The organism is Roseateles saccharophilus (genome assembly GCF_004342485.1).
GTDB lineage: Bacteria > Pseudomonadota > Gammaproteobacteria > Burkholderiales > Burkholderiaceae_C > Pelomonas > Pelomonas saccharophila.
Window position 1 is genome coordinate 97,695 of the sequence record NZ_SMBU01000006.1, and the last position, 19,440, is coordinate 117,134.

A 19,440-nucleotide genomic window follows, 5' to 3' on the forward strand; every position below is an offset into this window, starting at 1 on the left:
TTGTTTCTGCTATCGCTGTGGTGCAGGTGCCAGGAACATCCTTGGCAGTTGCTGAAGCTGATTGCGTAACCATCAACGACGAAAGAGCGCCCGCGCAGGGCGCCGCGGCCTGGAGACAAGCGGTGATGCGTTTCTTGAAATCGATGGCCGGGCTGCTGGCCCTGGCTGGCGGGGCGGCCCTGGCCTGCGACGCGCCGGTGTCGGTCTGCGGCCACGACCCCGGGCAAGGCCTGGCCCTGGTGCGCGCGGGCCGGCCGGCGGCCGTCTTCGTCGAGGCCGGCGCCGACCCGGCGCTGCTGCATGCGGCGCGTAATTTCGCGGCCGACCTGGCGCGCGTGTCGGGCCAGGCGGCGCCGCGGCCGGCGCGCATTGACGACGCGCGCGGCGAGCTCGTCGTCATCGCGGCGCTGGGCCGCAGCGCGGTGCTCGACGACCTCGTCGCGCGGCACAAGCTGCAGCTCGATGGGCTGCAGGGGCGGTGGGAGGCCTACCGCCAGGTCGTCGTCGAGCAGCCCTGGCCGGGCGTGCCGCGTGCGCTGGTCATCGCCGGCAGCGACCGGCGCGGTGCGGTCTTCGGCACCTACGAGCTGTCGGCGCGCATCGGCGTCAGCCCCTGGGCCTGGTGGGCCGACGTGCCGGTCGAGAAGAAGGCGGATGTGTTCGTCGCGGCCGGCGCGCGCGGCGACCAGCCCGGCGTCAGGTACCGCGGCATCTTCATCAACGACGAGGCGCCGGCGCTGAGCAGCTGGGCGCAGGCGAAGTTCGGCGGCACGAATGCGGCCTTCTACGAACATGTCTTCGAGCTGATCCTGCGCCTGCGCGGCAACACGCTGTGGCCGGCGATGTGGCAGCCGCGCGCCTTCGCGGCCGACGACCCCAGGGCTGCGGTGCTGGCCGACGAGATGGGTGTCGTCATGGGCACCTCCCACCACGAGCCGATGATGCGTGCCCACGACGAATGGGCCCGCGCCGGCGGCGGCGCCTGGGACTACACGAAGAACGCCGACAAGCTGCGCGGCTTCTGGCGCGGCGGCATCGAGCGCATGATGGGCCGGCCCGGCGGCGGCGCCTTCGACAGCCTCGTCACCATCGGCATGCGCGGCGACGGCGACGAGCCGATGAGCGCGGGCACGGCCACGGCGCTGCTCGAAGGCATCGTCGGCGACCAGCGCCGCATCATTGCCGACGTGACCCGCCAGCCGGCCGGGAAGACGCCGCAGGTCTGGGCGCTCTACAAGGAGGTGCAGGACTACTACGACGCTGGGCTGCAGGTGCCCGACGACGTGCTGCTGCTGTTCTGCGACGACAACTGGGGCCAGATCCGTCGCCTGCCGGCGCCGGGCGCGCAACGCCCCGGCGGTTACGGCGTCTACTACCACTTCGACTACGTCGGCTGGCCGCGCAACTACAAGTGGCTCAACACCAACCAGATCGAGAAGACCTGGCAGCAGATGGACCTGGCGCATGCGCAGGGCGCCGATGCGCTGTGGATCGTCAACGTCGGCGACATCAAGCCGATGGAGTTCCCGATCAGCTTCTTCCTCGACATGGCCTGGGCGCCGCAGCGCATGACGACAGCAAAGCTGGCGGCCTACCCACGCGACTGGGCGGCGGCCACTTTCGGCCCGGCCCAGGCTGGCGAGATCGGCGCCATCCTGACGCGCTACGGCCAGTACGCGGCGCGGCGCAAGCCCGAGCTGGTGGACGAGCACAGCTTCGCGCTCGGCCCCGCCACGGCCGACGCGCTGGACGGCGGCGACTTCGGCCGGCGCGTGGCCGAGTGGGCCGCGCTGGAGTCGCACGTCGCCCAGGTCAAGGCCGGGCTGCGGGCCGGGCAGCTCGACGCCTATTTCCAGCTCGTCGAGCATCCGGTGCTGGCGCTGGCCAACCTCTACCGGCTGTACTACGCGGTGGCCTGGAACCGCCGGCTGGCCCAGGCTGGCGACCCGCGCGCCAACGTCTTTGCAGATCGGGCCGAGGCCGCCTTCGCGCGCGACCAGGCCATCGCCGACCAATACCACGCGTTGGCCGGCGGCAAATGGGCCGGCATGATGCTGCAGACCCATATCGGCTACACCGGCTGGCAGCAGCCCGACAGCAACCTGATGCCCGCCGTGCAACGTGTGGCCGGCAAGGCGCCGGATGCGGCGGCCAGCCCACCGCAGGCGCTCACCCTTGAAGCGATCACGCTGGAGGCGACCCGCTTCAGCCGCGCCGTCGACGGCCGTGGCCTGGCCTGGACGGCCATCCCCCATCTCGGCCAGGGCCTGGGCGCGGTGGCGGCGCTGCCGCAGGGCCGCCCGCCCACCACGCTGGCCGACGGCCCGAGGCTGGACTACGACGTCGACATCGCCACGGGCGGCGACCTGCTGCTGGAGCTGCACATGCTGCCGACGCTGGACACGCGCGGCAGCGCCGGCCTGCGCCTGGCCGTGGGCCTGGACGAGCTGCCGCCGCAGGAGCTGGTGCTCAGGCTGCAGCCCACCGCCGGCGCCGAGCAGACGCGCGAGGAGCGCGACTGGGCCCGGGCCGTCCGGGACAACGACGCGGTGCTTGGCGCGCGCTTCGCCGGCATTGCGCCCGGCCGCCATGTCGTGCACGTCTGGCGCCTGGATGACAACGTCCTGCTGCAGAAGCTGGTGCTGACACCGCTGGCCGGCGCGGCGCAGACCGGCCGCTACCGCAATCTGCTGCGCGAGATCCACCCTGAGATCGGCGAGGCCGACATCACCGCCCGGTTGGACGCTTATTGGAAGTCGCTGTTCGAGGGCGATGCCCGACACCGCGTCATCTACCCCGCCGCGCCCACGACCGACGGCCCAGCGAGCTATGTGCTCGATGTCGGCAACGCCGATGTGCGCAGCGAGGGCATGTCCTACGGGATGATGATTGCCGTGCAGATGGGCCGCAAGGCCGAGTTCGACGCGCTGTGGAACTGGGCTGCCACGCATATGCGCTACGCGGCAGGCCCGCGCAAGGGCTATTTCCGCTGGCAATGCCGGCCGCAGGGCTGTGACCGCGACGCCGTGCCGGCCTCAGATGGCGAGGAGTATTTCGCCACCGCGCTGCTAATGGCCGCCTCGCGCTGGGGCAATGGCCGGGGCCTCTACGACTACGACGCCCAGGCCCAGGCCCTGCTGGCCACGATGCTGCACAAGGAGGAGATGAACGGCGGCGTCGTCGACGGCGTGCGGTCCATGTTCTCGCCGCGGCACGGCCAGGTCGTCTTCGTGCCCATCGCCGACGCGGCCGACTTCAGCGACCCGTCCTACCACCTGCCGGCCTTCTACGAGCTCTGGGCCCGCCGCGCCGCCGCGCCGCAGGACCGCCGCCGCTGGAGCGAAATCGCCGACATCAGCCGCGCCTACTTCAACAAGGCCGCCCACCCCAAGACCGGCCTGACGCCCGATTACGCCGAGTTCGACGGACGCCCCCATGCGCGCGAGGGCCACGAGGACTTCCGTTACGACGCCTTCCGCACGGCCGTGAACTGGAGCGTCGACCAGGTCTGGTGGGGCAGCAACCCCGCCGCGCCGGGGCTGAGCCGCCGGCTGCTGGGCTTCTTCGCGGCCCAGCCGACCCAGCCCTATCCCCACCTCTATACGCTGGACGGCCGGCCGCTGAACGACGCGCCCGCCAGCGGCCTGATCGCCAGCAATGCCGTCGCGGCCCTGCTCGTCGAGCCGGTGCAGGCGCGGCCCTTCGTCGACGCGCTCTGGGCGCTGCAGCCGCCCGCCGGCCAGTGGCGCTACTACGACGGCCTGCTGCAGTTCATGGCCCTGCTGCATGTGACGGGGCGCTTCAGGGCCTGGTGATCCTGGCCGGACAATGCGCCGGATGAGGGGCGCAGACATCAACGTGGAGCGGGGGGGGATGGCGTGCGCCTGAGTGCCGCCGGCCCGGCCACGCTTCCCGTGTTCGGCCCGCGCCTGAACCGGGCGCTGGCCTTCTCCCTGCTCGTGCACGGCCTGCTGCTGAGCCTGAGCTTCGGCCAGGGCTTGGGCCTGCCGGGCCTGGACTTCCCCTGGCAGACCCGGCGCGGCGCGGCGGCGGAGCTGCGCGTCGTGCTGGAGGCGCCGCCGCTGCCGCAGGCCCCACCCGCGCCGCCAGCGCCGGCCGCTGCCGACGCGGCCACCGCGCCGGACACCAGGACCCTGCGGCTCGCCGAGCCGGACGGGGATGTCGCGCCGCTGCCCGAGAGCGGCTTCGCGGTGCTGGCCGTCGAGCGGCCGGCGGCCTGGGCCGTGGCGGCGGCGTCGGCGGTGCCGACCGCGGCGGTCGCGGCCTTCGCGGGCGCGTCCAGCCCCGCCGTGCAGGCGCTGAGCCGCGAGGTGCTGCGCCCGCGCGAGCGGCCCGTGGATCTGGCGCCGCTGGACGCGGCGCGGCAGGAGCTGCAGGCCACGCCGGCGGCGGCCGTCGCGGCCTTCCAGGGCGCGTCCGCTCCCGCTGTCGAGACGCTGCGCCGCGCTGCCGCCGAGCTGAGCCCGCGAGCCAGCGAGCGCAGCGGCGCGCTGGCCGAGCTGGAGGCGATGCGGGCATCGGACAAGCCTTCTGCCGTCGCCGCGTTCGCGAGCGCATCCAGCCCGGCCGTGGAGGCACTGCGCCGCGCGGGCGACGCGCTGCGCGTGCGCAGCGAGCCGGCCGAGCGCAGTGCCGAACTGGCCCAGCTGGAGGGCTCGCGCCAGGAGGCCCTGCAGCGCGCCGAGCGGCTGGAGGCGGCACGCCTGGAAGGACAGCGCCAGGAGTCGGCCCGCCAGGACGCCGCACGGGCCGAGGCGGCACGCGCCGAAGCGGTGAAGCTTGCGGCAACGCAGGCCGAGGCGGCCCAGCGCGAGGCCAGGCTGCGCGCCATCGGCCGGCAGCTCGACGAGGAAGCCGCGCGGCGCGATGCGCTGGCGCGCGGCCCGTCCTCGGCCCTGCCCACGTCTTACAGCAGCCTGCGTCGCGGCCGGCTGTTCGGGCAGGTGGACTCGAACACCGAGCTGGTGCTGTATGCCGAGGCCTGGGCGCGCAAGATCCAGCTCAACCAGACCTTCGAGAAGGTGCGCGAGGCCGCGCAGGCGGCCCATGCCGACCCGCTGGTCACCGTCGCCATCCGCAGCGATGGCTCGGTGGAGTCGGTCAGCTTCGTGCGCTCCAGCGGTGTGCCGGCGCTGGACGAGGCGATCCGCCAGGTCGTGCTGGGCCTGCAGAACTACCCGGCCTTCCCGCCGGCGCTGGCGCGGGACTACGACGTCGTCGAGATCCGCCGCAGCTGGCGCTTCGACTCGGCCATCCGGCTTTACTGACCGAACTCGGCGCGCAGCGCGCCGTAGAGGCGCTGGAAGCGTTCGTGCCGCGGCCGCAGCGCGGCGGCCAGCGTGGCATCGGGCTCGGCGACGCGGGCGATCTCGGGCCGTCTGCAGACCTCGTCCACCGTGCCGCCGCAGGCCAGCCAGGCCAGGCGCGCCGCGCCCAGAGCGCCGCCGGCCTCGGCGCCGACGCCGTTGACGAGGCGGGTGCCCAGCAGCGAGGCCAGCAGCTTGGCCCACCATTCGCTGCGCGCACCGCCGCCCACCAGCCACAGGGACTCCGCCGTGCCGCCACCGGCTTGCAGCGCCTGCCAGCCGTCCAGCAGGCCGAAGCCCACGCCTTCGAGTACCGCGTAGCCCAGGGCCGCCGCGTCGTGCTCGTGCGTGAGGCCGAAGAACACGCCCTGCGCGTTGGCATTGTTGTGCGGCGTGCGCTCGCCGCTGAGGTAGGGCAGGAAGAGCGGCGCGCCCTCGCGCCGGGCCGGCGCGAGGGCGGCCACCTTGTCGATCAGCGCGGCCTCGCCCGGCTGGCCGAGCAGCTGCGTGACCCATCGCAGCGCGCTGGCGGCACTGAGCATCACGCTCATCTGGTGCCAGGTGTTCGGCAAAGCATGGCAGAAGGCGTGCACCGCGCGGGCCGGATTGGGGCTGAAGCGCTCGTTGCACAGGAAGATGACGCCCGAGGTGCCGAGCGACAGGAAGCCGTCGCCCGGCCTGACGACGCCCATGCCGACCGCGCTGGCCGCGTTGTCGCCGCCGCCGCCGGCAATGGTGATGCCGGGCCGCAAGCCCCAGCGCGCGGCCAGCTCGGGCTTCAGCGCGGCGCTCGCTTCGCTGCCCTCGACGAGGCGCGGCATCTGGCCTTCGCCCAGGCCGGTCAGCGCCAGCGCCTCGGGCGACCAGCGGCGGCGCGCCACGTCCAGCCACAGCGTGCCGGCCGCGTCGCTCATCTCGCTCACCGCCTCGCCGCCGAGCTGCAGGCGCAGCCAGTCCTTGGGCAGCAGCACCCGTGCGATGCGGGCGAACAGCTCGGGCTCGTGCCGGCGCATCCAGGCCAGCTTGGGCGCGGTGAAGCCGGGCATCGCGAGGTTGCCGGTGATGGCCGGCAGCTCGGGGCAGGCGGCCATCATCTCGGCGCACTCCGTGCCGGAGCGGCCGTCGTTCCACAGCATGGCCGGGCGCAGCACGCGGCCGGCCGCATCCAGCGTGACGGCGCCATGCATCTGGCCGGACAGGCCGATGCCGCGCACCGCGGTGAGCGCGGCGGCGTGGTCCTGCTTCAGCCGCGCCATCCCCTCGTCGAGTGCGGCCCACCACGCGGCCGGGTTCTGCTCGCTCCATAGCGGCCGGGGCCGCTGCACGGTGAGGGCCACGCCGGTGGTGGCGACGATGCGGTGCTGCTCGTCGAGCAGCAGCAGCTTCAGCTCGGAGGTGCCGAGGTCGATGCCAAGAAACATGTCGGTGGCTCTGTGCTTGCCTTTTGTCTTCGTCAGACGAAGTTGTTGACGACGTTTTCGAGGCGTTCCTGGCGGCCCGAGCGAGGTGTCGGAGAGATGCCTTGCGCGTGCACGATCTGCGCGAGCTCGTCGAGGCCGGCGCCGCCCTGGATCTGCTGGCCCAGCGTGCCGTTCCAGCCGGCATAGCGTTCGCTGACCGCCTTCTCCAGCTGGCCGCTCTCGTACAGCGCGGCGGCGCTCAGGAAGGCGCGGGCCATCGTGTCCATGCCACCGATGTGGCCCTCGAGCTGGTCGATGGGGTCGATGCTCTGGCGGCGCACCTTGGCGTCGAAGTTGGTGCCGCCGGTCGTGAAGCCGCCGGCGCGGATGATCTCCAGCATGGCCGGCACCAGGGCCGCGTGGTTGTTGGGGAACTGGTCGGTGTCCCAGCCGAGCTGCTCGTCGCCGCGGTTGGCGTCGATGGAGCCGAAGATGCCGAGGGCACAGGCGGTGGCCACCTCGTGCTCGAAGCTGTGGCCGGCCAGCGTCGCGTGGTTCACTTCCAGATTGACCTTGACCTCGTTCTCCAGGCCGTAGGTCTTCAGGAAGCCATGGACCGTCGCGCTGTCGTAGTCGTACTGGTGCTTGGTGGGCTCCTGGGGCTTGGGCTCGATGAGGATGGTGCCCTTGAAGCCGATCTTGTGCTTGTGCTCGACGACGGCGGACAGGAAGCGGCCGTACTGGGCCAGCTCGCGCTTGAGGTCGGTGTTCAGCAGGGTCTCGTAGCCTTCGCGGCCGCCCCAGAGCACATAGTTCTCGCCGCCGAGGCGGTGGGTCCACTCCAGCACATGCTTCACCTGGGCGGCCGCGTAGGCGAAGACCTCGGGGTCGGGGTTGGTGGCGGCGCCGCTCATGTAGCGGCCGTTGGAGAACAGGTTGGCCGTGCCCCAGAGCAGGCCGACCTTGCCGTCCTGCATCTTCTTCGCCGCGGCTTCGAGCAGGCCGTCGAGGATGCGGTTGGACTCGGCCAGCGTCGCGCCTTCGGGGGCCACGTCGCGGTCATGGAAGCACCACCAGGGCAGGCCGAGCTTGCCAAAGAAATCGAAGGCGGCGTCCAGCTTCATCCGCGCGGCCTTGACCGGGTCGCTCTCGGCGAACCAGGCGCGTTGGAACACGGTGTTGCCGAGGCCGAAGACGTCCTCGCCCTTCCAGCAGAAGTTGTGCCAGTAGCAGACGGCCGGGCGCAGATGCTCGGCCAGGGTCTTGCCGAGCACGACGCGGTTGGCGTCGTACCAGCGGTAGGCCAGCGGGTGGGTGGATCGGGGGCCTTCGTAGCGGACGACGGGGAGGTCGGAATAGGCGGTGCTCATGGCGGGGTCCTGACTGCGGGATCGGTTGGGTGTGGAAGGGCTCAGGCGATGGCCGGCACGGCGCCGGTGCTGCCGTCGGGGTGGTCGTCGTGGCCGGCGCGGGCGCTGGCGGCATGGGCGCGGCGCCGGGCCAGCTCTTCGGCCATGCGCAGCGTGGTCTGCTTGCTGAGCTTGTTGGCGGCCAGGCAGACCGCGCAGGCCGCGAACAGCGCGCCGACGACGAGGCTGGACATCACGCGGTAGCCCTCGACGGCATTGGGCGCCGCGGGCATCTGCGTGTCGTAGCCGAAGAAACCGGCCAGCAGCCACAGGAAGCAGGCCGAGCCCAGCGCGAGGCCGGCCTTCAGCGAGAAACCGATGGTGGCGAACACCATGCCGGTGAAGCGCCGGCCGGTCTGCCACTCGGAGTAGTCGGCCGCGTCGGCATACATGGCCCACATGACGGCGACGGTGGGCGCATAGCAGACGGCGCCGAGCATGTGCAGGCCCAGCATGCCCCACACCGCGTCGGGCGGCAGCAGATAGAGGGCGCAAGCCGCCAGCGCGCACAGGCAGAAGCAGGCCAGCGCCACGCTGCGCTTGCCGAAGCGCGCCGACAGGCCGGCGGACCCCATGATGACGACGATGGTCGTCGCCGTGCCGGCCATGTTGACGAGGCTGTTGAACACGTCGGCCACGTTGGCGTGGGCCAGGCTGTCGCGCCTGCCGTGCACGATGTAGCCGAGGCCGTCGGCCAGGCTGCCGGTGCCCTGTGGGTCGGGCGTGGTCAGGCCGAGTGCGGCGACGACGTCGAACATCGCGGCCTTGTCGACGTAGTGGTGGTAGTAGCTGTAGTGGGCGCCGCCGCGCAGGGCCAGCATGCCGAAGTTGAAGACGGTGTAGGCCACTAGCGCGATCCAGGGGCCGTTCTTCAGCAGGTCGGCGAAGTCCTGCCGCGGCGAGGCCTTGGCCGGGGCGATGGGCTTGATGCGCTCCTTGGTCGTCAGGAAGGTGACGAGGAAGAGGGCGACGCAGGCGACGGCCCAGATCGTCATCGTGACCTGCCAGCCGTGGGCGCGGTCGTGGCCCTGCGCGAACTTGGCCACCAGCGGCAGCGTGAAACCGCCGACGATGAACTGCGCGACATTGACCGATACGAAGCGGAAGGCATTGAGCCGCGTGCGCTCGTTCAGGTCCCCGGTCATCACGCCGCCCAGCGCCGAGTAGGGCATGTTGTTCATCGAATAGAGCGTCATCAGCAGCGTGTTGGTGATGCCGGCGTAGGCCACCACCATGCCGGTGCTCCAGCCCCAGGCGGGGTCGGGCGTCGTATAGGCCAGCACCATGACGACGCCCCAGGGCAGGGCAGTCCACAGCACCCAGGGGCGAAAACGCCCCCAGCGCGTCTCGGTGCGGTCGGCCAGCACGCCCATCACAGGGTCGAAGATGGCGTCCCACAGCCGCGGCCACAGCAGGATGGCCGCCGCCGTGTTGGCGGACAGGCCGAACACGTCCGTGTAGAAGTTCAGCTGGAACAGCACCATCGTCATGAAGACGAAGTTGGCGGCGGCGTCGCCCGCGCTGTAGCCGGCTTTCTCCAGGAAGGACAGGGGCGGGTGGGTGGCCATGGGTTTGTCTCGTGTCGTTGTCGTGCGGGCAGGCAGTCTGGTTCGGCCTTACTTCGCTTCGTAAGCGAAGTGGTCGAAGTCGGCGTGCAGGCGCCGGCCCGACAGATCCTGGCAGGCGATGCCGATGAAGTTGCCGGTGAAGCCGAAGCTGCGCGCGAAGCCGTCGACGAAGCGGGTCGCGTATTCGTCGCTGAGCATGGCGCTGTCCAGGGCCGGGCCGAAGGCGGTCCAGGCGCGGCCCTGCTGCGCGAAGTGGAACTGGTAGCTCGCGTGGCTGAACTCGACGGCCAGGTCCACCGGCCCGTCGACCAGCTCGACCGCGGCGGCCGGCTCGCTGTGTGCGCCGTCGCGGTTGACGGTCAGGCGCAGCATGCGGGCGCCGGAGTCCGCGTCGCGGCTGACGTGCAGGTAGGCGTGGTTCAGCGTGTTGTAGTAGGCCACCAGGCCGGCCATCTGCTGGAAGAGTTCCGGTGCGAAGTCCAGCCGCGTCTCGACGCGGCAGTCGAAGTGCTGCTGGCGGCGTGCGACCAGACTCTGCGCGAACAGGCTCATCAGCGACTCGCGGCCCTTCAGGCGCAGCCAGCCGGGGCGCTCGGTGAGGGACAGCCAGCTCTCGTCGGCCGGCTGGCGCAGCGAGTTCAGATGCGGGCTCAGCACGGGGCCGTCGAAGTCGTCGCGCGCGGGCTCGGCCGGGAAGGGATGCTCGGGCAGGCCGCTCTCGGCCACCTGCAGATGGGGCGCGTTGCCGCCGCCCTCGATCTCGGGCCAGTCGTCGTCGCGCCAGACGATGCGCTGCAGCGCCGTCTCGCGGCCCAGCGGGCAGTGCAGGCCGCTGTAGACGCCGTTCTGGCGGTCGGTGTTCGGGCCGCTCCACTCCAGTGGCCGGCCGCAGAGGTGGGCCAGATACCAATCGCCGCGGGCCGTCTGCACCAGGCTGGCGTGGCCGCTGCGCTGCAGGCCGTCGGTGGGCTGCTGCCAGGCGGTCAGCAGCGGGTTGCCGGGCAGGGTCTCGTAGGGGCCGTCGATCTGGCGCGAGCGGGCCAGCGTGACGGCATGCTCGTAGAAGGTGCCGCCCTCGGCCGTCAGCAGGTAGTACCAGCCCTTGCGGTGGTAGAGGTGGGGGCCCTCGACGACGCCGAGCGCGGTGCCGGCATAGATGTTCCTCACCGGGCCGACGAGGCGCCTTGCCTCGTGGTCGTACTCCTGCAGCAGGATGCCGTTGAAGTGCTGCTTGCCGGGTTGGTGGGTCCACTGCTGGTTGACCAGCCAATGGCGGACGCTGCCATCTTCATCCGTGTCGTGGAAGAGGCTGGGGTCGAAGCCCGAGCTGTTCAGGTAATGGGGCTCGCTCCAGGGGCCGTCGATGCTGGGCGCCGTGACGAGGTAGTTGTGCGTGTCCTTGAAGGCGCCGATGGTGGAGCGCACGTCGGTGTAGATCAGCCAGAACTGGCCGCCGGCATGGCTCAGGCAGGGCGCCCAGACGCCGGCGGAGTCGGGGTGGCCGGTCAGGTCGAGCTGGCTCTGGCGCGTGACCGCATAACTGTGGTGTCGCCAGTGCTTCAGGTCGCGCGAGTGGTGGATGCGCACGGCCGGCCACCACTCGAAGGTGGAGGTGGCGATGTAGTAGTCGTCCAGGCCATCGGCGCCCGGCACGCGGCAGATCGAGGGGTCGGCATGGAAGCCCGGCAGGATGGGATTGGTGATCATGGGTCGGGAGGCGGGTTCAGGCGGCCGCGGCCAGGCGGCTGGCGGCGATCAGGGGGCGGGTGAGTCGGTAGCGGGCGAGTGCCGCAGCGCCCACGGCGACCGCGTCGGCGCCGAAGCGCGACACGGTGACCAGCGGTGGCTGCAGGCCGGCGGCGCCGGCATGGCGCTCCAGCATCTGGAAGGCGGGCCGCAGCAGGGGCGCGCCGAGCTCGACGGCGGGGCCGCCGAGCACGATGCTGCCGGGGTCGTAGGCGGCGCTGAGGTTGCCCAGCAGCATGCCGAGGTAGCGGCCGGCGCGGGCGATGGCGGCCTCGGCGTCGGCGGGTGCGTCGGCCAGGCGGCGCCGCACCTCGGCGAGGCCGGCGCTGGCCGCGCCGGGGTCCAGCATCGCGCGAAAGCCGATCAGCGCCTCGGCGCAGCCCAGGCGTCCGCAGGAGCAGGCCGGGCCGTCGATCTGCAGCGTCGTGTGGCCGACCTCGCCGGCCATGCCGCGCGCGCCGGTCAGCAGCCGGTCCTCGACGACGACGCCGGCCCCCACGCCCAGGCCCAGGCTCAGGTAGACCAGCGGGTCGGGCCGGCGCTCGGCGGCGAACTCCAGCTCGCCGATGACGGCCACGTCGGCCTCGTTCTGCAGGTAGAGGGGCGCGGCCTGCAGCGCGCTGCCGCGCAGATGGCCGGCCAGCAGCTGCGCCGCCGGCAGGTCGCGCCAGCCGAGGTTGGGCGCGAAGAACAGATGGCCGCTGGCCTCGTCCACGCCGCCGGGCAGGCCCACGCCGATGCCGACGACCCGCTGGGTGGCGCCGTCCAGCCGCGCGTGCAGCTGCAGCAGCAGCCGGGCGAGCTGGGCCATCGCCCGGCGGGCGTCGCGGCTGGCATCCAGCGGGCTGCGCAGGCGGGCCAGGATGTCGCCGGTCAGCGAGGTCGCGATCGCGTGCACGCCGTCGACGCCGATCTCGGCGCCCAGCAGCACGAGGCGGCCCTGATGGATGAAGAGCGGCGTGGGCCGGCGGCCGAGCTCGCCGGTGGCGACGACCTCGCGCTCCAGCAGCCAGCCCTCGTCGATCAGCTCGCGCACCAGGCCGCTGACGGTGGACTTGGTCAGCATCAACGCCTCGGCCAGCACGGCGCGCGACTGGCCCGGGTGGGCGCTGAGCTGGCGCACGATGGCCATGCGGTTCAGGTTCTTCAGCAGGTGCTGGTCGCCGGTCAGCTGCATGGCGGGTGCGGGCGGTGCGGGTGTGGCGGTTTCAAGCTTGTCTCCATGCCGCGACGCTGACGGCGCCGGCTTGTCACGGTCAAAAATGTAGCGCTACCATTTGCCTTTGCGCAAGTGCGAAATCTCTAACATTCGCGTAAAACCTGAGGTCTGCTGCTGGGAGACTATGAGCGTCACCAGCAGTTCCGGCATCGGAGGTCGGTGCTTGGGTGGTCATATGATTGCGCAACCAGATCGCGGCGGCCCTGCCGGCCCGCTACATTGACCGAGTCAACACTCAAGGGACCCCTTTGAAGCCAACCGCTCGTGCCGGGCGCAGCCCCAAGGTCGCCACCATTGCCGATGTGGCGAGCCTCGCCGGGGTGTCGCCCATGACGGTGTCGCGGGTCATCAACGGCGAGCAGAACGTGCGTGCCGGCACACGCGAGAAGGTCCAGGCTGCCGTCGCCGAGCTGAACTACGTGCCCAACCAGGCCGCCCGCCACCTGGCCGGCTCGGAGCCCATCCGCATCGGCATGCTCTACATCGACCCGACGGCGGGCTACCTGAACGAGTTCCTGATCGGCCTGCTGAACAAGGCCAGCCTGCGCCATGTGCAGCTGGTCGTGCAGCGCTGCGAGGCTGCGCGCGAGGGCGAGGAGAAGCCGGTGGCCGAGATGATCGCCAACGGCATCGACGGCCTCATCCTGCCGCCGCCCTTCTGCGACTCCCAGCCCCTGCTCAGGCTCGTGGCCGAGACCGGGACGCCGGCCGTCGTCGTGTCCAGCGGCGTGCCGCCCGAGGCCGTCTGCGCCGTCGGCATCGACGACTACCAGGCCGCCAACGAGATGACCCGCCACCTGCTGGCCCTGGGCCATCACCGCCTGGGCTTCATCATCGGCGACCCCTACCAGAGCAGCAGCGCGCGCCGCCTCGCGGGCTTCCATGCCGCGATGGCCGATGCCGGCCTCAACATCGCCGAGGAGGAGGTCGTCGCCCAGGGCATGTTCACCTACCGCTCGGGCCTGGACGCGGCGGAGATGCTGCTGAGCCAGGAGCGCCGGCCCACGGCCATCTTCGCCAGCAACGACGACATGGCCGCGGCCACCGTCGCCATCGCCCACCGCCTGGGCCTGGACGTGCCCAGCGACCTGACCGTCGTCGGCTTCGACGACGCGCCGCTGGCCACGACCATCTGGCCCGAGCTGACCACCGTGCGCCAGCCCATCATGGAGATGGCCGGCGCCGCGGTGGACCTGCTGGTGCGCCACATCCGCGCACGCCGCGGCGGCGAGCCGCTCGCGCCCGAGCACGAGCTGATGGACTTCGAGCTGGTGCGCCGCCAGTCCGACGCCGCACCGCGCCTGCGCCCCCCGCTGCGCCTGGGCGCCGCCGGCTGACACGCGGCCCGACCCGGCCGTCAAGGTGCCGGACGAGGCCTTCCTGCCGCTGCGCCTGTTCGCCGCCGGCGTGGAGCAGCTCGCCACGGGTCTGGCCTGCGCTGGCGCGAGGCGAGCGGCGCCCTCAGCGAGTTCCGCAGGCCCGGCACCAGAACGCCAACGGCCATGTCGACTTGCAGGGCCCCAACGGCCCGGCGTTCAGGCCGTGACGAACATCACCACCACGGCAACGGCCATCACGCCGGTGGCGGCCCAACCGAAGAAGCGGTGCCGGCCGGACATCGTCAGGCTGCCCATCACGCGCGGCGACTGGCCGATCCACATCATCGCCACCATGATGGGCACCGAGATGACGCCGTTGACGATGGCGCTCCAGACCAGGGCCTTGATCGGGTCGAGCTCGAACAGGCTCATCAGCGTGCCGATGCCGGTGGCGGCGATGATGATGGCGTAGAAGCCGCGTGCCTCGTGGAAGCCGTGCGAGAGGCTGGCCTTCCAGCCGAACGCCTCGCTCACCGCGTAGGCCGCGGAGCCGGCGAGCACCGGCACGGCCAGCAGGCCTGTGCCCACGATGCCCAGCGCGAACACGGCGAACGCGAACTCTCCGGCCACCGGGCGCAGCGCCTCGGCGGCCTCGGACGAGGTCTGGATGTTGGTGATGCCGTGCATGTTCAGCGTCACGGCCGTGGCCAGCACGATGCACAGCGCGATGATGTTGGAGAAGGACATGCCGATGTAGGTGTCCTGCTTGATGCGGAACAGGTGTTCCTGGGCATAGGCCGGCAGCGGACGCAGTTCGGCGGCATGCGGGCGTTTCTGCTGGTCCTCGACCTCCTGGGCGGCCTGCCAGAAGAAGAGATAGGGGCTGATGGTCGTGCCGAGCACGGCGACGACCATGCTGGCGTAGTCGCCGAGCCTGGCCTCGGCCGGGAAGAAGGCCCAGGGCTGCAGGGATTCGATGGTGGCCTGGTGCCAGGGCACGTGCACGACCATGACGACGGCGAAGTAGGAGAACAGCGCCAGCGTCAGCCACTTCAGGATGCGCACCGAGCGCTCGTACGAGAAGAACACCTGGCCCAGCACGCAGGCGGCGCCGAAGCCGACGATGAACAGCACCCTGGGCCCGCCCATCAGCAGGCGGGCGGCCTCGGCCATCGCGCCGATGTCGGCCGCGATGTTGATGGTGTTGGCGACGACCAGCAGCGCCACCAGGCCCATCGTCAGCCAGCGCGGGCAGACCTTGGCGATATTGGCGGCCAGGCCTTCGCCGGTGACCCAGCCGATGCGCGCCGACAGCATCTGGATGCCGATCATCAGCGGCGTCGTCAGCAGCAGCGTCCAGACCAGGCCGAAGCGGAATTGCGAGCCGGCCTGCGAGTAGGTGGCGATGCCGCTCGGGTCGTCGTCGGCGGCGCCGGTGATGAGACCCGGCCCCAGGCGCTGGGTGAAGGCCCGGGTGTCGGGCAGGTGGCCGCGGGCCGTCTCGAAAGCACGGGACAGGATGGCGTTGCGGGCGATGAGCTGTTGCACGGGCGTCTCCCCTGCGCCGGCCCAGGGGCGCGGCGGCTGAGCGCGGCGCGCTCTGCTGGCGCCGCGAGGTCACGAAAGGTGTCCGGGGAGTACCGCGTGGCAGGGTGCCGATGGGCTGGGCCGCGGGCCCCGGGGGTGGTCAGGTCGATGCCTCCACCGCCCGGTGCGCCGCCGGCTCGACGGGATGTCGAGCGGCTAGTGACTGGACGGCGAAGGCCAGCGACTAGGCGCTGGGTTCATGGCAATGCCGTCAAGTGAAGGTGGCGGGATTCTCTTTCGCCCCCTGGGGAGCGTCAATTTGAAATCGCCGCGCGACACCCAGCCGCAAGGCTTGGGTTCGTGAACGGATACGGGTTGGCTCAGGCAGCATTCCTGTGGTTGAAAAGCGCTTTCCGCCCCAATCGTGGCGGCGAAAAGAAGCAAACCGGGGACGAGCGATGAGCACCCCCTTGCGGCCGGCGCGCGAGCTTCTGAACGCACTCGTGGTTGGTTCCCGCCGGCGGACCGGGTGTGGCCCGTGGGCGGTTTGATGAGGCCCCCTTGCGGCTCGGGCGCCGGGTGGGCGATCGTTTTTCGGTCGGCTTACTCGTCCGAGCCCATGAAGCCGAACAGCTGCAGCAGGCTGGTGAACAGGTTGAAGACCGATACGAACAGGCTGACGGTGGCCAGCACGTAGTTGGTCTCGCCGCCGTCGACGATCTGCTTGGTCTCGAACAGGATCAGGCCGGCCGACAGCAGGGCCACGACGGCCGAGACCGTCAGCGCCAGCGCCGGGATCTGGAAGAACATGGCGGCCAGGCCCGCCAGCAGCGCGACGACCATGCCGGCGAACAGGAAGCCGCCCATCCAGGACAGGTCGCGCCGGGTCGTCGTCGCATAGGCCGACAGCGCCAGGAAGACGGCGCCGGTGGCGCCCAGCGCCAGCATGACGGCCTGGCCGCCCGAGGGCAGGGCCAGCGTGCGGCTCAGCAGCGGGCCCAGCGTCCAGCCCATGAAGCCGGTCAGCGCGAAGACGAGGCCGACTGCCGAGCTACGGTTCTTCAGCTTGTGGATGCCGAACAGCAGGCCGAAATAGGCCACCAGCGTCAGGATCAGGCCCGGCGCCGGTAGTTGGAAGGCCACGGCCGCGGCGGCGACGGCGGCGCTGAACAGCAGCGTCATCGACAGCAGGGCATGGGTGTTGCGCAGCACGCGATGGGCGGTGTCGCGATCGACCGCGCCGCCGTAGGGCGTCGCGATCGCGAGGGTGCGGGTCGGGTGTGGCATGGCAAACCTCCTGAGGCCAATGGAAAGAGCGCCAGACTAGGCGCTGAACTCAACATAAAAAAGCAGAAAATCAGGAAGGGATACTTCTGGATAACTTGTTGTTAACTCGCCATGAGCCTGAGCTTCAGCTACCGCCATCTGTACTACTTCTGGGCCGTGGCCAAGGAGGGTGGGCTGACCCGCGCGGCGGCGAAGCTGGGCCTGTCGGTGCAGACGGTGTCGACCCAGGTGCGCGAGCTGGAGCAGGCTCTGGGCGCCGCGCTGCTGAAGCCGGCCGGCCGCGGCCTGGCGCTGACGGACGCCGGCATCGCGGCGCTGGAGCAGGCCGAGCAGATCTTCCAGATCGGCGAGACCCTGCCCGAGCGCGTGCGCGACGCCGCCACGACGCCTGCGTTGCGGCTGGCCGTGGGCATCTCGGACGGCCTGCCCAAGCTCGTTGCGCAGCGCCTGCTCGCGCCCATCCTCGATACGCCGCAGCTGCGCCTGCTCTGCCACGAGGACGAGTTCGACGACCTGCTCGGCGACCTGGCCCTGCACCGGCTGGACGTGGTGCTGGCCGACCGCCCGGCGCCGGCCAACCCGAATCTGCGCGTCTACAGCCATTCGCTGGGCAGCTCGCCCGTCGCCTGGTATGCCCACCCGCGCTGGGCCCAGGCCGCGGCGCGCGACTTCCCCGCCTCGCTGGCCGACGTGCCGCTGCTGCTGCCGACTTCCCACGCCGCGCTGCGCCCGCGCCTGGACCAGTGGCTGGCCGAGCAGGGCCTGCGCCCGCGCATTGCCGGTGAGTTCGAGGACAGCGCGCTGCTGGCCACCTTCGGCAGCGAGGGCCTGGGCGTGTTCCCGGCGGCGACGGCCGTGGACGATGCGCTGACGGGCCGCTACGGCCTCGTCAACGTCGGCCGGGCCGAGGGCCTGGCCGAGCAGTTCTACGCGGTGGGCACCGACAAGAAGATCAGCCACCCGCTGGTGCGCCGGCTGCTGCCGCAGCCGGGCGCCGCTAGCCCAGCCTGAAGGCCGAGACCGCCTCCGCCAGCCGCTGCGCCTGCTCGCGCATCGACTGCGCGGCGGCGGCGGACTCCTCCACCAGCGCCGCGTTCTGCTGCGTCATCTGGTCGAGCTGGGTGACGGCCTGGTTGACCTGCTGGATGCCGTCGCGCTGTTCGCTGGCGGCGGCGGCGATCTCGCCGATCAGGTCGGACACGCGGCTGACGCTGCCGACGATGTCCTGCATGGCTTTGCCGGTCTGCTCGACGAGGCCGGCGCCCTGCTCCACATTGCTGACCGAGGCGCCGATCAGCGACTTGATCTCCTTGGCCGCCTCGGCGCTGCGCTGGGCCAGCGAGCGCACCTCGCCGGCCACGACCGCGAAGCCACGGCCCTGCTCGCCGGCGCGGGCCGCCTCCACCGCGGCGTTCAGCGCCAGGATATTGGTCTGGAAGGCGATGCCGTCGATGACGCCGATGATGTCCCCGATGCGGCGCGAGCTGTCGGTGATGCCGGCCATGCTCTCGGTCACTCGGGCCACGACGCTGCCGCCGCGCTGGGCCGCCTCGGCCGCGGACACGGCGAGCTGGTTGGCCTGGCGGGCCGTGTCGGCGCTCTGGCCGACGGCGCCGCTCATCTCTTCCATCGAGCTGGCGGTCTGCTGCAGGTTGGACGCGGCCTGCTCGGTGCGGGCGGAGAGGTCCTGGTTGCCCTGGGCGATCTCGCCGGCCGCGGTCGAGATGGAGTCGATGGCGGCGCGCACCTGGCCGATCGTCGTGCGCAGCGCCTCGACCATGGCCTGCATCTGGCCCATCAGGCTGTCGCCGCGCGCGGACGACAGGCGCGGGCTGAGGTCGCCGCGCGCGACGTCCTGCATGGCCGCGATGGCCACGCGCGGCTCGCCGCCGAGCTGGCCGAGCACGCTGCGCGCGATGGCCAGGCCCATGGCCACGGTGATGACCAGCACGACGGCGCCGATGCCGATCTGCTCCAGCGCGGCGCGCCAGACCAGGGCCTTGACGTCGTCCAGGTAGAGGCCGGAGCCGACCATCCAGTTCCAGCCGGGAATCTGCACGACGTACTGCAGCTTGGGCACCGCGTCCTTGCCGCCGGGGCGCGGGAAGCGGGTGTCGACGAAGGCGCGGCCGTTGCCGGAGGCGCGCAGCCCGTCCACCATGTCCTGCAGCGTCCTGCGGCCGTTGCCGTCGACGATCTTGTCCATCATGTTCTTGCCGGCCCACTCCAGCTTCATCGGGTGCATGACGCTGACGCCGTCCAGCGTCCAGGCATAGAAGTATTCGGTCTTGCCGTCGGCGCCGCCGAAGCGCGCCGCGCGGATGGCCTCGCGCGCCGTGGCCTGGGCCACGTCCTCGGGGATCTTGCCGGCGCTGGCCTGCTGCTGCAGGTCCAGCACATGGTTGCTGATGGCCTGCAGGGCCGTCTGCAGGACCTCGCGGCGCCCGGCCATGATGTCGTTGTAGGCCTGGACCGTGTTGATCACGATCAACAGCACCACGCCGGCAATGGCGGTGCCCAGCAGCAGCGCGATGCGGCGCTGGAAACTCATCTGGTTCAGCATGTTGTCTCCTCAACGGGCCGGTGGGCGCAGCAGTTGCTACAGTTGACGTTCACGTCAATCAAATTACCCCGGCAG

General features: G+C 71.3%; 12 protein-coding genes. 4 read left to right on the plus strand and 8 right to left on the minus strand.

Features of this window, described 5'->3' with window-relative positions:
* The first annotated feature begins 125 nt into the window (after positions 1-125).
* Positions 126-3,815 (plus strand): glycosyl hydrolase family 8, encoded by a 3,690-nt coding sequence (locus EV671_RS07185; RefSeq protein WP_132570616.1) that lies wholly within the window; start codon positions 126-128, stop codon positions 3,813-3,815.
* Between the two features lie 63 nt (positions 3,816-3,878).
* Positions 3,879-5,288, plus strand: coding sequence for a TonB family protein (locus EV671_RS07190; protein ID WP_132570617.1), 1,410 nt, complete (start codon positions 3,879-3,881; stop codon positions 5,286-5,288).
* Here EV671_RS07190 and xylB read toward each other — a convergent pair.
* Genes xylB through EV671_RS07215 form a run of 5 tightly spaced genes read right to left on the minus strand, consistent with a single transcriptional unit; the run spans position 5,282 to position 12,627 of the window.
* Positions 5,282-6,748 (minus strand): xylulokinase, encoded by a 1,467-nt coding sequence (gene xylB / locus EV671_RS07195; RefSeq protein WP_132570618.1) that lies wholly within the window; start codon positions 6,746-6,748, stop codon positions 5,282-5,284. The two genes, EV671_RS07190 and xylB, sit on opposite strands and share 7 nt — an antisense overlap.
* Before the next feature lie 32 nt (positions 6,749-6,780).
* Positions 6,781-8,097, minus strand: coding sequence for a xylose isomerase (gene xylA / locus EV671_RS07200; protein ID WP_132570619.1), 1,317 nt, complete (start codon positions 8,095-8,097; stop codon positions 6,781-6,783).
* 41 nt (positions 8,098-8,138) lie between these two features.
* The gene (locus EV671_RS07205; RefSeq protein ID WP_132570620.1) at positions 8,139-9,704 is read right to left on the minus strand and encodes an MFS transporter; all 1,566 of its coding nucleotides are present in this window, start codon (positions 9,702-9,704) and stop codon (positions 8,139-8,141) included.
* Positions 9,705-9,752: 48 nt separating this feature from the next.
* The gene (locus EV671_RS07210) at positions 9,753-11,411 is read right to left on the minus strand and encodes a glycoside hydrolase family 43 protein (protein ID WP_132570621.1); all 1,659 of its coding nucleotides are present in this window, start codon (positions 11,409-11,411) and stop codon (positions 9,753-9,755) included.
* A 16-nt stretch (positions 11,412-11,427) separates the two neighbouring features.
* Positions 11,428-12,627, minus strand: a complete 1,200-nt coding sequence (locus EV671_RS07215; protein ID WP_132570622.1) for an ROK family transcriptional regulator — start codon at positions 12,625-12,627, stop codon at positions 11,428-11,430.
* 290 nt (positions 12,628-12,917) lie between these two features.
* Here EV671_RS07215 and EV671_RS07220 point away from each other — a divergent pair, with 290 nt between their 5' ends.
* Positions 12,918-14,006 carry a LacI family DNA-binding transcriptional regulator gene (locus tag EV671_RS07220; protein ID WP_243655621.1) on the plus strand — a complete coding sequence of 363 codons (1,089 nt, stop codon included), beginning with the start codon at positions 12,918-12,920 and terminating at the stop codon, positions 14,004-14,006.
* Between the two features lie 198 nt (positions 14,007-14,204).
* Here the strand turns inward: EV671_RS07220 and EV671_RS07225 are convergent, their stop codons facing one another.
* Together EV671_RS07225 and EV671_RS07230 are read right to left on the minus strand one after the other, a co-directional pair.
* Complete coding sequence (locus EV671_RS07225) at positions 14,205-15,536, minus strand: NRAMP family divalent metal transporter (protein ID WP_243655622.1); 1,332 nt, start codon at positions 15,534-15,536, stop codon at positions 14,205-14,207.
* Between the two features lie 582 nt (positions 15,537-16,118).
* Positions 16,119-16,802 (minus strand): Bax inhibitor-1/YccA family protein, encoded by a 684-nt coding sequence (locus tag EV671_RS07230; protein WP_132570623.1) that lies wholly within the window; start codon positions 16,800-16,802, stop codon positions 16,119-16,121.
* Between the two features lie 111 nt (positions 16,803-16,913).
* Here EV671_RS07230 and EV671_RS07235 point away from each other — a divergent pair, with 111 nt between their 5' ends.
* Entirely contained in the window at positions 16,914-17,813 is a 900-nt protein-coding gene (locus tag EV671_RS07235; RefSeq protein WP_132570624.1) for a LysR family transcriptional regulator, read from the plus strand.
* Here EV671_RS07235 and EV671_RS27715 read toward each other — a convergent pair.
* Positions 17,800-19,365: a methyl-accepting chemotaxis protein gene (locus EV671_RS27715; protein WP_132570625.1), complete on the minus strand. Its 1,566-nt coding sequence runs from the start codon at positions 19,363-19,365 to the stop codon at positions 17,800-17,802. The genes EV671_RS07235 and EV671_RS27715 overlap by 14 nt on opposite strands.
* Positions 19,366-19,440 lie beyond the last annotated feature (75 nt).

Excerpts from the sequence above, each read along its gene's own strand:
- EV671_RS07185 (WP_132570616.1), top strand. The coding sequence starts at position 126 with ATGCGTTTCTTGAAATCGATGGCCGGGCTGCTGGCCCTGGCTGGCGGG.
- xylB (WP_132570618.1), bottom strand. The coding sequence starts at position 6,748 with ATGTTTCTTGGCATCGACCTCGGCACCTCCGAGCTGAAGCTGCTGCTG.
- xylA (WP_132570619.1), bottom strand. The coding sequence starts at position 8,097 with ATGAGCACCGCCTATTCCGACCTCCCCGTCGTCCGCTACGAAGGCCCC.
- EV671_RS07205 (WP_132570620.1), bottom strand. The coding sequence starts at position 9,704 with ATGGCCACCCACCCGCCCCTGTCCTTCCTGGAGAAAGCCGGCTACAGC.
- EV671_RS07210 (WP_132570621.1), bottom strand. The coding sequence starts at position 11,411 with ATGATCACCAATCCCATCCTGCCGGGCTTCCATGCCGACCCCTCGATC.
- EV671_RS07215 (WP_132570622.1), bottom strand. The coding sequence starts at position 12,627 with ATGCAGCTGACCGGCGACCAGCACCTGCTGAAGAACCTGAACCGCATG.
- EV671_RS07230 (WP_132570623.1), bottom strand. The coding sequence starts at position 16,802 with ATGCCACACCCGACCCGCACCCTCGCGATCGCGACGCCCTACGGCGGC.
- EV671_RS07235 (WP_132570624.1), top strand. The coding sequence starts at position 16,914 with ATGAGCCTGAGCTTCAGCTACCGCCATCTGTACTACTTCTGGGCCGTG.
- EV671_RS27715 (WP_132570625.1), bottom strand. The coding sequence starts at position 19,365 with ATGCTGAACCAGATGAGTTTCCAGCGCCGCATCGCGCTGCTGCTGGGC.